Below are 15256 nucleotides of genomic sequence, written 5' to 3'. Positions count from 1 at the left end.
GGTGCCACTGACAGCCCAAGTCAAACAGGAGCTCATGAGGCACCGATACCCGACCGGTCGACTGCGCGCAGCTGAGCTCGCCAGTCTGCTGCGTTTCGCGGGCGGTCTGCATCACATCTCCGGTCATATCGTCATCGAGGTCGTGCTCGACTCTCCCGAACTCACTGAACGGGTGCGGCGCGGCCTGGCCGAACTGTACGGTGCCCCGGCACAGCTCGTCGAGAGCGTGGGGGCACCCGGCGAGTACGTGCTGCGCATCCCGCGCGGGGGAGAGATTCTGGCCCGCCAGACCGGGATGACCGACACCCGCAATCGTCCCGTGCGCGGCCTGCCGAGCGCGTTGGTCAACGGTTCGCCCGAGATCTCCTGCGCCGTCTGGCGGGGAGCGTTTCTGGCGGCCGGCTCGCTGAGCGACCCCGGGCGCAGCTCGGCACTCGAAGTGGTGTGCCCGGTCGCTGAGGCGGCAATGGCCCTCGTGGGCACGGCCCGTCGCGTCGGCGTCGTCACGAAGGCACGCGAGATCCGCGGGTCGCACCGAGTGGTGGTGCGTGAGCCCGAGGCGATCGCGACGATGCTGCGGCTGCTCGGTGCGACGCACACCCTCGAAGAGTGGGAAGAGGTGCGGCACCGTCGTGAAGTGCGAGCCAACGTCAACCGACTGGTGAACTTCGACGACGCGAACCTGCGGCGCTCGGCTCAGGCAGCCGTCGCAGCCAGCGCGCGCGTCGAGCGGGCGCTCGAGATCCTCGGCGATGACATCCCCGATCATCTGCGTCAGGCGGGCGATCTTCGCCTGCAGCACCGACAGGCGAGTCTCGACGAACTGGGTCGCCTCGCCGATCCCGTGCTGACGAAGGATGCCGTCGCCGGTCGCATCCGTCGCCTGCTGGCCATGGCCGATCGCCGTGCGAAAGAGCTGGGAGTGCCGGGCACCGAGGCCAACGTGCCCGACAGCGTGCGCTGATCGACCCTCGGGCAGGTGCGCACGGCGTCTTCGGTCAATTGACCGAACAAGCATTTCGCGGTCAGTGAACGTCGTATGACATTGCGCATCTCTTGCGTCGTTCGCCGCCACAGCTGAGTACACTCGCACACAGGGCGGTCGGTTTCGACCGTCACATCTGTGAACTGTGAGGAGTTGTCATGTCTGTCTACACCCTTCCCGATCTTCCCTACGATTACTCGGCGCTGGAGCCGTCGATCAGCGGAAAGATCATGGAGCTGCATCACGACAAGCACCATGCGAACTACGTCAAGGGCGCCAACACCGCACTCGAGAAGCTCGAGGCCGCTCGCGAGGGCGGCAGCTACGGCGACATCAACCAGCTTGAGAAGGATCTCGCCTTCAACCTGGCCGGCCACGTCAACCACACCATCTTCTGGACCAACCTCGGCCCCGACACGCAGCGTCCCGAGGGTGAGCTCGACGCCGCGATCACCGAGTTCTTCGGCTCGTTCGAGAACTTCCAGGCGCAGTTCGCGGCCGCAGCACTGGGCATCCAGGGTTCGGGCTGGGCTGCCCTGTCATGGGACAGCCTCGGCCAGCGCCTCATCATCGAGCAGCTGCACGATCACCAGTCGAACCACGCTGCGGCGACCGTGCCGGTGTTCCTGGTCGACATGTGGGAGCACGCCTTCTACCTCGACTACCTGAACGTGAAGGCCGACTACGTCAAGGCGATCTGGAACATCGCGAACTGGCAGAACGTCGCCGAGCGCTTCGCAGCCGCCAAGAACGGCACTCAGGGCATCATCACCCTCTGACCGTCCCGGGCCGAAGAGGCGGACGATCGCCTCAGCGCACAGACCGAGAGACACTCCCGGTCGACCGAGCACCCCACGCATCCGACGGATGCCGTGGGGTGCTTTGCGTTTCGGGGGATGGATCTCGCTGCGACGTTCGGCCTCTTCGAGCGCCCGAGCGGCGGAGCCTGACGGAGTTCAGTAGAATGGCTGTGGCGGGACATCTCCCGTCGAATACGTGACGCATCGAAGCATCGAAGGAGAACGCTCGTGACAGTTCGGGTTGGGATCAACGGATTCGGTCGCATCGGCAGGACTGTCCTGCGTGCGGCTCTCGACCAGCAGGACACCAATTTCGAGATCGTCGCCGCGAACGACCTTCGCGACCTGGAGACCCAGGCTCACCTGCTCAAGTACGACTCCGTGCACGGCATCTGGGACCACGACGTCGAGACGGCACCAGGCAAGCTCATCGTCGACGGCCGTGAGATCACGGCGCTCAGCTCACGCGATCCTCGCGAGCTCGGCTGGGGCGATCAGGGCGTCGACATCGTGATCGAGGGCACCGGCAAGTTCAACGACGCCGACAACGCCCGGGCTCATATCGAGGCGGGGGCCAAGAAGGTCATCATCACGGCTCCGGCCAAGCACGAAGACGCCACATTCGTCATGGGCGTCAACGACGACCTCTACGATCCCGAGCGACACGACGTCATCTCGAACGCGTCGTGCACCACGAACTGCCTCGCGCCCCTGCTGAAGCCGTTCCTCGACACCTTCGGCATCGAACGCGGCCTCATGACCACCGTGCACGCATACACCGGCGACCAGCGTCTCGTCGACTCCAAGCACAAAGACCTGCGCCGTGCCCGCGCGGCCGCGATCAACATCGTGCCGACCACGACGGGTGCCGCCAAGGCCATCGGCCTCGTCATCCCCGAGCTCAAGGGCAAGCTCGACGGCTATGCCGTGCGCGTGCCGGTGCCCGACGGCTCGCTGACCGATGTGACGATCGAGTCGTCGAAGCAGGTCACGGTCGACGACATCCTCGCCGTCTACCGCGAGGCGGCTGCCACCACGCTCAAGGGCTACCTGCAGTACAGCGAGGCTCCCATCGTCTCGAGCGACATCGTCGGCAACCAGTACTCGACCGTCTTCGACGCCCCTCTGGTTCGCGTCGTCGGCAGCACGGTGAAACTCGTCGGCTGGTACGACAACGAGTTCGGCTACTCGAGCCGCGTCGTCGACCTGACCAAGCTCGTCGCATCGAAGCTGGGCTGAGCCTGCACATGTCTCTCAAGACGATTGAATCGCTCGGCTCGCTCGCCGGACGCCGCGTCATCGTGCGCAGCGACCTCAATGTGCCGCTCAAAGACGGCGCCATCACCGATGACGGCCGCATCCGTGCATCGCTGCCGACGTATCGTCGGCTGCTCGAAGCCGGTGCCAGCCTGATCATCGTGGCCCACCTGGGGCGCCCCAAAGGACAGGTCGTTCCCGAGCTCTCACTCGAGCCGGTGGCCGTGCGCCTGGGCGAGCTGCTGGGCACGGAGGTCGCGTTCGCGACCGACACCGTGGGCGACTCCGCCCGTCAGCAGGTCGGCGAGCTCGGAGAGGGCGGCGTCGTACTGCTCGAGAATCTGCGCTTCAACGCCGCTGAGACGTCGAAGGACGCAGAGGAGCGCCGTGCGTTCGCCGCACAGCTCGCCGCATTCGGCGACGCGTTCGTATCAGACGGTTTCGGCGTCGTGCATCGCAAACAGGCCAGCGTGTACGAGCTGGCCACCCTGCTGCCGCACGCCGCGGGGCTGCTGATCGAGACCGAGCTGCAGGCCCTCGGCCATCTGCTCGGCTTGCCGGAGCATCCCTACACTGTCGTGCTCGGCGGAGCGAAGGTCTCAGACAAGCTCGCCGTCATCGACAATCTGCTGCCCAAAGTCGATCACCTGCTCATCGGCGGAGGAATGGTGTACACCTTCTTGGCCGCACGCGGCGAGAAGATCGGCAAGAGCCTGGTCGAGGCAGATCAGATCGACACCGTGCGCGGCTATCTCGACGAGGCCGAGCGCCTCGGCGTGCACCTGCAGCTTCCGGTCGACATCATCGTGGCCGACCGCTTCGCAGAAGACGCCGCCCACCGCGTGACCGCGGTCGATGCGATCGAAGCGAGCGATCTCGGCGCCGACGTCATGGGACTCGACATTGGTCCCAAGACCGCCGAACAGTTCGCCGAGGTCATCCGGCAGTCGAAGACCGTGTTCTGGAACGGCCCGATGGGCGTGTTCGAGTTCGCGGCGTTCGCCGGCGGTACCCGTGCCGTCGCGCGTGCGCTGACCGAGACCGAGGGGTACAGCGTCGTCGGAGGCGGTGACTCGGCTGCGGCCGCGCGTTCCTTCGGCTACACCGAGCGTGACTTCGGCCATATCTCGACCGGCGGCGGCGCCGGCCTCGAACTGCTCGAAGGCAAGGCTCTGCCCGGCCTCGACGTGCTGGGGTGGTCGGCCGAATGAGTCTGCGCAACAGCAAACGAACCGAGGACCGTTCCGCAGGAGCGCACCCCGTGGGGGAGCGCACTCCGCTGATCGCGGGCAACTGGAAGATGAACATCGACCATCTGCACGCCATCGCGCTGGTGCAGAAGGTCGCCTGGACGCTGCGTGACGCCGATCACGACTTCGACGACGTCGAAGTGGCCGTCTTCCCGCCGTTCACCGACCTGCGGTCGGTGCAGTCGCTGGTCGCGGCTGACAAACTGCCGATCACCTTCGGCGCGCAGGATGTCTCCGAACACGACCACGGAGCATTCACCGGAGACATCTCGGGTGCCTTCCTGAACCGCCTCGACGCCAAGTACGCGATCGTCGGGCACTCTGAACGACGGTCGTACCACCACGAAGACGACGCTCAGGTCGGACGCAAGGCTCTGGCGGCAATCCGCCACGGGCTGGTTCCGCTGATCTGCGTCGGTGAGACGGCAGCCGATCTTGAGGCGAAGGGCCCGGCGGCGGTTCCCGTCCAGCAGCTTCAGGGGGCAGTGGCCGAGTTCGCAGCTGAACTGGCCAAGCGTGCGGATGCCGGCGAGACGGCCGAGATCGTCATCGCCTACGAGCCGGTGTGGGCCATCGGCAGCGGGAAGGCCGCGACTGCGCAGCAGGCCCAAGAAGTCATCGGGCGTCTGCGCGGAGCCCTCGGAGAGGCGCTGCGCGCGCCGCTGGGGGCCGAGCGTGCCGACGCCGTCGCAGCGGCCACGCGCATCCTCTATGGCGGCTCGGTCGCCGTCGACAACGTCGCGGGCTTCCTCGCTCAGCCCGACATCGACGGTGCCCTGGTGGGCGGCGCGAGCCTCGATGCCGCCAGCTTTGCGGGCATCGCTCAGTTTCGTCGTCACGTGCGCACCGCCTGACGTCTGGCGACCCGCCGCCGTGCGGAAGATGCCGTCGGGTGACATCCCCGGTATACTGGCGGATGTTGCCCGGCTCCGTGCTGGGCATCCTGACGACGAAAGGCCATCGTGACTGCTCTCATCATCGTGCTCAATGTGCTGCTGACAGTGACCAGCATCCTGCTGACACTGCTCATCCTGCTGCACAAGGGGCGTGGCGGCGGCCTGAGCGACATGTTCGGCGGCGGCACCACCAGCAGCCTCAGTGCGTCGGGCGTGGCCCAGCGCAACCTGAATCGCATCACCGTCGTGGTCTCAGTGCTCTGGTTCGTCTCGATCGTCGGAATCGGTCTGATGATTCGTTTCGGCCAGATCTGACCGCACACTCAGCTCCACAGTGACCCACACAACGACCCCGAAGTACGGGCCGGCGCTGATCGGCGCCCTCGGCCTGCTCAGCATGGTCGCACCTCTGGCGACCGATATGTACCTGCCGGGGTTCCCCCTGGTCTCAGGCGACCTGCAGACTTCACAGGCGTCGGTGCAGCTCACTCTCTCGCTCTTCATGCTCGGCATGGGCGGCGGGCAGCTGTTCTGGGGGCCGGCCAGTGACATGCTCGGTCGGCGTCGGCCGCTGCTCGCGGCCGGAGCGCTCTTCGTCGTCTCGAGCCTGTTCGCCACGATGTCACCGAGCATCGTGTGGCTCTGCATCTGGCGTTTCATCCAGGGGTTCAGCGGGTGTGCCGGCGTTGTCATCGGTCGCGCCATCGCTCGTGACGTCAGTCACGGCGTGCAGCTGGCGAGGCTCTTCGGCTTCATCGGCATCGTCAACGGTCTCGCGCCTGTGCTCGCTCCGGTCGCCGGTGGCCTGCTCATTCCTCACATCGGCTGGCGAGGCGTGCTGTGGGTGCTCACCTGCGTGGCCGTGCTGATGCTGCTCGCGAGTGTCTTCGTGCTGGGGGAGTCTCTGCCGGCCACCGGACGGGTGCGTGGCGGGCTCCGAGAGGTCGGCAGCATGCTCGGCTCTGTCATGCGCGACCGGTCGTTCATCGGGTTCACCCTCATGCAGGTCTTCGGCTTCGGCGTGCTCTTCACCTGGATCTCGAGCTCTTCTGTCGTGCTTCAGCTCGTCTACGGCCTCGACGAACGCCAGTTCTCTCTCTGCATGGCGATCTTCGCGGTCGGCACATTGGCCTCCGGCGTGCTCAATACGCGCCTCGTGCGCCGTCTGGGCATGTGGCGTCTGCTGGTGACCGCCGTCGTCTTCCAGGCGTGCTGCGCCGTGGTCCTGTTCGTCGTCGTGTCGGCGACGGATGCCGGCACAGGATCGAGCGCGCCGGCTCTCTGGGCTCTGCTCGTGCTGGTCAGCCTCGCAGGGGCGCCGTTCCCCGTCATCATCGCCAACAGCACGGCGCTGGGACTGGGCCGACAGCGGCGTGGCGCAGGCATCGCATCCGCGCTCATGGGCGCTTCGCAGTATGCACTGGCAGCTGCGGTCACCCCGATGGTCACGATCACTGGGAGCATTTCGCTTCACACTGTCGTGGCGGTCATGCTCGCCTGCGCGCTGGTTGCTGCCTTCGCAGCGTTGCTCTGCACGAAGGAGTCCCGCACCCTGCACTTCGGCTGACCGAGCCACGACGCGTCAGCCGGAGTACAGCCGCATCAGCCGGAGTACAGCCGCGTCAGCACTGTGGAGTGCTGATGAGCAGAGTCGAACGACGCCCCCGGGCCAATTCTGCAGGCAGAGGCTCGCCTGCGAGGATCTCGCGAACGGCCGCACGCTTCTCGTCGCCGCAGGCGATGAGCACGACATGGCTGGCGGCGCGGATCGTGCTGAGCGTCAGCGACACCCGAGTCGGGGGAGGCTTCGGACTGCTGCGCACGGCGATGGTGCTGGCGGGGCTGTCGCTCGAACCCGCAACAGCGCTCTGATGGTGGGGAAAGATCGAGGCGACGTGTCCGTCGGGGCCCACACCAAGCAGCACGAGGTCGAGCGCCGGCAGTGCTGACTCCGGATCGCGCTGCGACACATTGGTGGCGAGATCGACGGCATAGGCCGAGGCGGCGGCCTCGACGGAGATCCCGTCGTCTGCAGCGGCGATGCGATGCAGCTCGGCTTCGGCGAAGGCTGCTCGACGGTGCTGTGCGTCGAGCGCCACCACGTCGTTGCGATCGGCCGAGCCTCGGTCGACCCACCGTTCGTCTCCGTACCAGAGGTGCACCATCGACCAGTCGATCTCGGCGTGCTCGGCGAGTGCCTGAGTCACAGCCGAGCCCGATCCGCCGCCGGTCAGCGCCAGATTGAACGCACGAGCCGACACCGCTTGTTCGCCGGACAGCCCCGGTGAGTCGGCGAAGGGATTCTCGGTGCGGCGTCTCGCTGCGAACGCGCTGAGACGCTGCAGCACCGTTTCGACGGCCGCGGAAACGCCCGCCTGGACGTTCGGCACCTGCAGATGGGTGAGCGGCGGTCGCGTGACGCCGGCTGCTGACTCGGGCTCAGGCGTCATCATCGTCGCCCTGTGCTTCGAGAATCAGCGGCAGTCCTGAGCGCAGCACTTCGCCGAAGACGCGGTCCTGGTCGAGTCGGCGCAGCTCCTCAGAGAGACACTCCGCTTCGGTGCGCTGGGTGAGGGGCAGCTGCTGCTCGGGGAGCCCCGGGAGCGTGAGCCGGCTCATGCCTGCGGCCGGATCGCCGCAGAGAACGATGTCTCCGTCGGGGCGGGTGAGTCGGACCTCGGACACCGGCAGTGACGACGTCGAGTCGTGCATGGCGACGGGAACGCCGAGACGCAGCGCCAGCCACGCCGAGAGCAGCAGGAACTCCGGCGAGTTCGGGCTGCCGGTGAGCGCAGCGGCTGTCACGGTCAGATGCGGAGGCTGGTCGAGAGTCGCCGCGAGCTGGGCGCGCAGCACGCTGATCTGCGACCATGCCAGGTCGGTGTCGCCCGGTCGATAGGCGCGGGCGGCGTCGAGCAGAGAACCGACCGGATCGCTGCAGCGGCCGACGTCTGAGACACGCCGAGCCGCGAGTTCTGCGAGCGACCCGAGCGGGGCATCCACATCGCCGTTGGCCAGCCAGAGCACGACCGGGGCGTCGGGCAGCAGCAGACCGATCACGATCGTGTCAAGGGCCGAGGCGACCGCACCGAGGGCGCGCATCACGATGACCTCGCTGGCGCCGGTGTCGTTGCCGAGGCGCAGCTGTGCGTCGAGCCGGTCGGCGTCGGCCTCGGGCTGCGGGATCAGCACGAGCACCCGCATCGGATGCTCCTGAGACGCGGCGACCGCGGTGGCGATCGCTCGTGCCTCGTCGTCGGCTCGTGCGATCACGACCAGTGTGAGCACGCGTCCTAGAGCGCTGAAGCCGGTGGCCTCGCGCTCCCGACTCAGCCGCTTCGAGATCGACGGCGTGTCTGTGTCAGTGAGATCGATGATCATGGGCGACGCCACTCTCTGTTGTCGAGGGCCAGCATGCGATCGGCACTGGAGGGCCCCCATGTGCCGGCTCGGTAGCCCTCTGGGCGGCCGTTCGAGGCCCAGAACTGCTCGATCGGGTCGAGCACCTGCCAGCCGAGTTCGACCTCGCGGTGTCGCGGAAACAGGGGCGGGTCGCCGAGCAGCACGTCGAGGATCAGCCGTTCGTAGGCTTCAGGGCTGGCCTCGGCGAACGAGTGGCCGTAGGTGAAGTCCATGCTCACGTCGCGCACCGTCATGTTGGTGTCGGGCACCTTCGAGCCGAAGCGCAGCGTGATGCCCTCGTCGGGCTGCACGCGGATGACCAGGGCGTTCGGGCCGAGCGCGGCGGTCTGATGGGTGCCGAAGAGCTGCTGCGGAATCTGCTTGAAGACGAGGGCGATCTCGGTCACGCGGCGGCCGAGTCGTTTGCCGGCTCGCAGGTAGAAGGGCACACCGGCCCAGCGGCGCGTGTGCACGTCGACGCGGAAGGCGGCGTAGGTCTCGGTGACGGAGTCGGGCGCGATGCCCTCCTCGTCCAGATAGCCGCGCACCTGTCGGCCGCCCTGCCACCCGCCCAAGTACTGCCCGCGTGCGGTGTGCACCGCAAGATCGTCGGGCAGACCGAGCGCGCCCAGCACCTTGATCTTCTCTCTTCTCAGGGCAGACGGGGTGAGCGACGTGGGCTCTTCCATCGCTGTCAGAGCCAGCAGCTGCAGCAGGTGGTTCTGGATGACGTCGCGCGCTGCGCCGATGCCGTCGTAATAGCCCGCACGGCCGCCGATGCCGATGTCTTCGGCCATGGTGATCTGCACGTGATCGACGTAGTTGGCGTTCCAGAGCGGCTCGAAGATCGAGTTGGCGAATCGGAACGCCAGGATGTTCTGCACGGTCTCTTTGCCGAGGTAATGGTCGATGCGAAAGATGTCGTCTGGCGCGAACACCCGCTCGACGACCGCGTTCAGTGCCTGAGCACTGCGCAGGTCGTGCCCGAAGGGCTTCTCGATGACGACACGACGCCAGGTCTGGTCGTCGTGGTTGGCCAGCCCCTGACGAGCCAGGTGGTCGCAGACGGCCGAGAAGTGGCGCGGCGGGATCGACAGATAGTACGCCGCGTTACCTCGAGTGCCGCGCGTGCGCGCCAGCTCCGAGAGCGTGTCGTCGAGGGCGATGTAGGCGTCCGGGTCGTCGAAGGCACCGGTCACGAACCGCAGGCCGGCAGCCAGCTGATCCCACACCTTCTGACGAAACGGCGTGCGAGCACCGTTCCTGACCGCTGTCAGCACGAATTCGGCGAACTGCTGATCGCTCCACTCGCGACGCCCGAAGCCGACCAGACTGAACGCCGGCGAGAGCAGGCCTCTGTTGGCGAGGTCGTAGATCGCCGGCAGCAGTTTGCGCTGGGCGAGGTCGCCGGTGACGCCGAAGATCACTAAGGCGGCCGGCCCCGCGATGCGCAGCAGCCGACGATCGTTGCTGCTGCGCAACGGGTTCAGCTGCAGATCAGCGGGCTGCATCGCCAGCTGCTCGAACGGACCCCGAGAACCGGCGGTCATCGTGACTGCGAGTTCGTGTCGCGCCCCGAGAGACCGGCGCCGGAGGAGTCACGGGCGTCCGTCACCTGCGATGCGACCCGTACTGCGACGTCCAGCGCACGGGCCAGCCCGGCGTCGTCGGACGCCTCGATGCGCAGCACCGGCAGACCGTGTGCTGCGAGCACCTGGGCGTCGCCGGTCGCCTGTGCCCGGATGAGCTGGGCGAAGCCGAACGGTCGCTCGGGAATGGGGAGCGGATCGTCGCTCACACGGGTGAGCTGCAGGAAGACGCCCTGAGCGGGGCCGCCCTTGTGGTACTGCCCGGTCGAGTGCAGAAAGCGCGGCCCCCAGCCGAAGGTCACGGGGCGGCGCAGCGCGGCGGCCAGACGCCCGCGACGCTCGCCGAGGTCGGCCAGCCCCTCACGGTCGGCATAGACCTGCACGGCGACGTAGCCGAGCGCCGGGTCGACCTGGCCGAGCAGCCGTCGCAGCGCCCCTTCGAGCGTGCTGGCGGATGCGATGGCCGAGGTCGCCTCGTCGGTGCCCGGAACGAAGAGGGCGAGCGTGTCGTCGACCAGCAGCGGAGCGCCGCCTTCGACGGGGTGCTCGAGGAGGTCGCGAGCCGCGGCCTTCGCGCTCTCGACGTCGGGCTGGTCGAAGGGATTGATGCCGAGCAGCAGACCGAGCGCAGCCGTAGCGATCTCCCAGGTCATGAACTGTGCGCCCAGCGAGCCGGCCACCCAGACCGCATGGTCGGCAGGGGCATCCGGCAGGGCGTCCACCACGGCGACAGGCACGACGTCGGCCGGGCGGTTCGGCCTGGGGGCTCCGGTGAGCTCGGCCAGTCGCGCAGCGGCCGTCGAGTCACGCCGGTCTCCGGCGGCGACCTCGAATTCTCCGGTGTCCACGGCGATCGGCAGCACCCCGCGACCGAGCTTGCCCGTCGACTCGGCGACCAGCTGCTCGATCCATGCCGGCAGGTCGGTGAGTCGGCCGGCATCCTCGCAGGCCACCGCGAACTTGTCGACATGCTCAGGATCGGCGGCGAGAGCAGCCGCGAGCTGCAGAGCCGGGTTCGACTCGGCATCGGCGAGCAGTGCGGGGAGTGCCGCATGCGCGTCGGCGAGCAGACCTGCGATGTCGGCTCCGGCGAGGCCCGACGGCACGAGGCCGAACGCGGTCAGTGCCGAATATCGACCGCCGACGTTCGGGTCTGCGTTGAAGACGTGGTGCCCGGCCTGGCGGGCCAGCGCGTCGAGCGGCGAACCGGGGTCGGTCACGATGACGATGCGATCGGCCGGGTCGATGCCGGCAGCTGTGAACGCCGCGGCGAAGGCACGACGCTGTGAGTCGGTCTCGAGCGTCGACCCCGACTTTGACGAGACGACCAGTGCGGTGCGTTCGATGTCGTGATCGAGTACGCGACGCAGCTGCTGCGGGTCGGTCGTGTCGAGAATGTGCAGGGCGACGTCGGCGGCGATGGTGATCACCTCGGGAGCCAGCGACGAACCCCCCATGCCAGCGAGAACGATTCGGTCGACGCCCTGCGCATGCAGATGGTCGCGCAGTGCGATGATCTCGTCGACCAAGGGCGCGCTGACGGCGTCAGCGTGCACCCAGCCAAGCCGCTTGGCGGCCTCCGGCTGAGCGTCGGCACCCCAGATAGTGGCGTCGCCTGCGGCGAGACGAGAAGCGAAGCGCTCGTCGATCAGGCGCCGCAGGGCGGGCTGCGCCCGGTCGGCGAGTGCCCCGGGCGTGACGACGCGCAGCGGATGCTGGGTCGGCGTTGCGGCTGGTGTGCTGGGTTCGGTGGTCATCGGCGCTCCTTGACAGCGGTATCGACGGTTTCGAGCAGATGCGTCCACGCATCGGTGAACTTTGTGACCCCTTCGGCTTCGAGCACCGTGGTCACGTCGTGCAGATCGATGCCGACGGCAGCGAGGCGATCGAGCTGCTCGACCGCGGCTTCGACTTGGTCGGGAATGCGCTCGGGGCCGATGACTCCGTGGTCGAAGGTGGCTTCGAGGGTCTTCTCGGGCATCGTGTTCACGGTGTGCTCTGCGACCAGCCCGGTCACGTACGTGGTGTCTGGCAGCTCGGGGTCTTTCACGCCGGTGGAGGCCCAGAGCGGACGCTGCGGGTTGCCGCCGCGCTGAGCGAGTGTGCGCCAGCGTTCGGTGTCGAGCGAGTCGGTGAACGCCTGATAGGCGGCCCGGGCATTGGCGAGAGCGGCGGTGTTGTGCAGGCCTTCGTCGTGGCTGACGCCCAACGCGTCGAGGCGCTTGTTCACCTCGACGTCGACGCGAGAGACGAAGAACGAGGCGACCGAGTGGATGCTCGAGATGTCGATGCCGTCGGCGTGTGCGCGCTCCAGGCCGGTCAGGTAGGCGTTGATGACCTCGCGGTACCGGTCGACCCCGAAGATCAGCGTGACGTTGACGCTGATGCCCGCCGCCGTCGCATCGGCGATTGCGGGCAGACCCTCTTCGGTGCCGGGAATCTTGACCATCAGGTTCGGGCGGGCGATCTCCCGCCAGAGGTCTCGTGCCTGCGTCAGCGTCGCCTCGGTGTCGTGCGCGAGAAACGGGTCGACCTCGATCGAGACCCGGCCGTCGACTCCGTTCGACTGCTCGTAGATCGGGCGCAGCAGCTCGGCCGCTTCGGCGACGTCCACCGTGGTCAGCTGCCGCACCGCCTCGTCTGCGGATGCTCCGGCGGCAGCCAGCTGATCGAGCTGATCGGCGTAGGCAGCCCCGTCGGCCAGTGCGGCGTCGAAGATGCTGGGGTTGGTCGTGACGCCGACGACGTCACGGGTGTCGATCAGCCGCTGCAGATCGCCGGTGCGTATGCGCGATCGGCTGAGGTCGTCGAGCCAGACGCTCACGCCAGCTGCAGAGAGGTCGCCGAGCGCCGAGAGCGGTGCGTCGACTGATGATGCGTCAGAGGATGCGGTCATGTCAGTTCTCCTGATTCTGCTCGTCGCCGGCAGCGCCTGAGATATGCAGGCCGGCGTGTGCGGCGTTGAGCGAGCTGTGGGCGGCCTCGACGACCGCCGAGGCCGTGATGCCGAACTGTGTGAACAGCGTCTTGGCGTCGGCCGAGGCGCCGTAGTGCTCAAGGCTCACGCTGCGACCGAAGTCACCGACGATGCCGCGCCATGTGAGTGCCGTGCCGGCCTCCACCGAGACGCGTGCACGCACGCTGCCGGGCAGCACGCTCTCGCGGTAGTCGTCGTCCTGGTTCTCGAACCATTCGAGGCTGGGGGCCGACACTACTCGCGTCGAGATGCCCTCGTCTTCAAGTGTCAGGCGAGCCTCAAGAGCCAGCTGCACCTCGCTGCCGGTGGCGATGAGGATCACCTCGGGGCTGCCGCTGCGCGCCTCGGCGAGCACATAAGCGCCGCGCAGCGTGCCGCGAGCAGGGGCCAGCCGATCGCCGACGGGGCTCTCGGCGCGTTCGAACGTGGGCACGCCCTGGCGGGTGAGCACGATGCCTGCCGGGCCGCTGCGCTGGCCGAGCATGCCGAGCCAGGCATAGGCGGTCTCGTTGGCGTCGGCGGGACGCACGACGGTGAATCCCGGGATGGCACGCAGCGACGCGAGCTGTTCGACCGGCTGATGGGTCGGGCCGTCTTCGCCGAGGCCGATGGAGTCATGTGTCCAGACGAAGATCGACGGCACGCCCATCAGCGCGGCCAGCCGGAGTGCGGGGCGCTGATAGTCGCTGAAGATGAGGAAGGTGCCACCGAACGGCCGAGTCGGGCCGTGCAGCACGATGCCGTTGAGAATGGAGGCCATGGCGTGCTCGCGGATGCCGAAGTGCAGCACTCGTCCACCGGGCGACGTGTGCCAGGTGTCGGTGCCGCGATCGACGGGGCCGAAGGAGTCTGCGCCGGTGATCGTGGTGTTGTTCGAGCCTGCGAGGTCGGCGGAACCGCCCCACAGCTCGGGGAGCAGAGGAGCCAATGCGTTGATGACCTTGCCGCTGGCGGCGCGGGTGGCCAGCGACGTGCCGGCCTCGAACTCCGGCAGCGCCTGCTGCAGCTCGCTGGGCAGACGCCCCTGCTGCAGCCGCTGCAGCAGAGCGGCGCGTTCTGGCTCGCGCTGCTGCCAGGCCTGGAAGTCGGCGTTCCACCGACGATGCAGTTCAGCGCCGCGGTCGCGAACCTCTCGAACGTGAGCGAGCACGTCGTCGTCGACGACGAAATGCTGCTCGGGATCGAATCCAAGGTGCTCTTTCAGCGCACGCAGTTCGGCGGTGCCGAGCTTCGAACCGTGGATGCCGCCCGTGTTCTGCTTGTTCGGGCTGGGCCAGCCGATGATGGTGCGCAGCGCGATGATCGACGGGCGCTTCGTCTCGGCTCTGGCACTGGTCAGCGCGTCGAAGAGCGCGGGCATGTCTTCGCGGTACTCGCCCGTAGCGGTCCAGTCCACACGCTGGGTGTGCCAGCCGTACGAGGCGTAGCGGGCGAGGACGTCTTCGCTGAAGGCGATGTTCGTGTCGTCCTCGATCGAGATGTGATTGTCGTCATAGATGACCACGAGGTTGCCGAGTTCCTGGCTGCCGGCGAGCGAGCTGGCCTCGCTGGTCACGCCCTCCTGCAGGTCGCCGTCCGAGGCGATCACCCAGATCGTATGGTCGAAGGGACTCTGACCAGCCGGAGCCTCAGGGTCGAACAGAGTGCGTTCGTAGCGCTGCGCGTAGGCGAAGCCGACGGCGCTGGCGAGCCCCTGGCCCAAGGGGCCGGTGGTGATCTCGACGCCCGGCGTGTGACCGTACTCGGGGTGACCGGGAGTCAGCGACCCCGGTGCGCGCAGCTGTTCGAGGTCTTTCAGCTCGAGGCCGTAGCCGGAGTAGAAGAGCTGCGTGTAGAGCGTGAGGGAGGTGTGCCCGGGTGAAAGAACGAACCGGTCACGGCCGATCCAGTTCGGATCTGACGGATCGTGCCGCAGAAACTGCTGATAGAGCAGATAGGCGACGGGGGCGAGGCTCATCGCCGTGCCCGGATGCCCTGATCCGATTTTCTCAACGGCATCGGCGGCGAGCACGCGCGCGGTGTCGACTGCCTTTCGGTCCGTGTCATTCCACTGCAAAGTCGCCACTCGGGGTCTCCTCGGTATCTCGGGATACAGATGTG

Annotated in this window: 13 protein-coding genes; 7 read left to right on the top strand and 6 right to left on the bottom strand. The window is 67.5% G+C overall.

The window, feature by feature from the left end; genetic code table 11:
• Window position 1: 1 nt before the first annotated feature.
• The 7 genes from whiA to F8O07_RS07895 all read left to right on the top strand — a co-directional run bounded on the left by whiA (window position 2) and on the right by F8O07_RS07895 (window position 6755).
• Entirely contained in the window at window positions 2-964 is a 963-nt protein-coding gene (gene whiA, locus F8O07_RS07925; RefSeq protein ID WP_158031528.1) for a DNA-binding protein WhiA, read from the top strand.
• Between the two features lie 179 nt (window positions 965-1143).
• Window positions 1144-1764 (top strand): superoxide dismutase, encoded by a 621-nt coding sequence (locus tag F8O07_RS07920; RefSeq protein ID WP_158031527.1) that lies wholly within the window; start codon window positions 1144-1146, stop codon window positions 1762-1764.
• A 249-nt stretch (window positions 1765-2013) separates the two neighbouring features.
• Window positions 2014-3024 (top strand): type I glyceraldehyde-3-phosphate dehydrogenase, encoded by a 1011-nt coding sequence (gene gap, locus F8O07_RS07915; protein WP_158031526.1) that lies wholly within the window; start codon window positions 2014-2016, stop codon window positions 3022-3024.
• An 8-nt stretch (window positions 3025-3032) separates the two neighbouring features.
• On the top strand, window positions 3033-4253 hold the full coding sequence (locus F8O07_RS07910; protein WP_158031525.1) for a phosphoglycerate kinase: 1221 nt from the start codon (window positions 3033-3035) through the stop codon (window positions 4251-4253).
• On the top strand, window positions 4250-5146 hold the full coding sequence (gene tpiA / locus F8O07_RS07905; RefSeq protein ID WP_158031524.1) for a triose-phosphate isomerase: 897 nt from the start codon (window positions 4250-4252) through the stop codon (window positions 5144-5146). The genes F8O07_RS07910 and tpiA overlap by 4 nt, the downstream gene beginning before the upstream one ends.
• A 108-nt stretch (window positions 5147-5254) precedes the next feature.
• Complete coding sequence (gene secG / locus F8O07_RS07900; RefSeq protein ID WP_158031523.1) at window positions 5255-5503, top strand: preprotein translocase subunit SecG; 249 nt, start codon at window positions 5255-5257, stop codon at window positions 5501-5503.
• Window positions 5504-5522: 19 nt separating this feature from the next.
• Window positions 5523-6755, top strand: coding sequence for a multidrug effflux MFS transporter (locus F8O07_RS07895; RefSeq protein WP_158031522.1), 1233 nt, complete (start codon window positions 5523-5525; stop codon window positions 6753-6755).
• 55 nt (window positions 6756-6810) lie between these two features.
• On the opposite strand, the gene pgl is transcribed toward F8O07_RS07895, so the two are convergent.
• Genes pgl through tkt form a run of 6 tightly spaced genes read right to left on the bottom strand, consistent with a single transcriptional unit; the run spans window position 6811 to window position 15221 of the window.
• On the bottom strand, window positions 6811-7638 hold the full coding sequence (gene pgl / locus F8O07_RS07890; RefSeq protein WP_192496707.1) for a 6-phosphogluconolactonase: 828 nt from the start codon (window positions 7636-7638) through the stop codon (window positions 6811-6813).
• Window positions 7628-8569, bottom strand: coding sequence for a glucose-6-phosphate dehydrogenase assembly protein OpcA (locus tag F8O07_RS07885; protein WP_192496706.1), 942 nt, complete (start codon window positions 8567-8569; stop codon window positions 7628-7630). Before F8O07_RS07885 ends, pgl begins: the two co-directional genes overlap by 11 nt.
• A complete protein-coding gene (gene zwf / locus F8O07_RS07880) occupies window positions 8566-10101 on the bottom strand; it encodes a glucose-6-phosphate dehydrogenase (RefSeq protein ID WP_158031519.1) in 1536 nt (511 codons plus the stop codon). Before zwf ends, F8O07_RS07885 begins: the two co-directional genes overlap by 4 nt.
• A 35-nt stretch (window positions 10102-10136) precedes the next feature.
• On the bottom strand, window positions 10137-11936 hold the full coding sequence (locus F8O07_RS07875) for a glucose-6-phosphate isomerase (RefSeq protein WP_158031518.1): 1800 nt from the start codon (window positions 11934-11936) through the stop codon (window positions 10137-10139).
• On the bottom strand, window positions 11933-13075 hold the full coding sequence (gene tal / locus F8O07_RS07870) for a transaldolase (RefSeq protein ID WP_158031517.1): 1143 nt from the start codon (window positions 13073-13075) through the stop codon (window positions 11933-11935). The genes F8O07_RS07875 and tal overlap by 4 nt, the downstream gene beginning before the upstream one ends.
• A 1-nt stretch (window position 13076) precedes the next feature.
• Window positions 13077-15221: a transketolase gene (gene tkt / locus F8O07_RS07865; protein WP_158031516.1), complete on the bottom strand. Its 2145-nt coding sequence runs from the start codon at window positions 15219-15221 to the stop codon at window positions 13077-13079.
• Between the last annotated feature and the right edge of the window lie 35 nt (window positions 15222-15256).

The sequence above is a fragment of the Pseudoclavibacter sp. CFCC 13796 genome (assembly GCF_008831185.1).
In the GTDB taxonomy this organism is placed as follows: domain Bacteria; phylum Actinomycetota; class Actinomycetes; order Actinomycetales; family Microbacteriaceae; genus Pseudoclavibacter_A.
The sequence above is the reverse complement of the archived record's forward strand: the minus strand, read 5'-3'. Positions and strand labels throughout refer to the sequence as shown.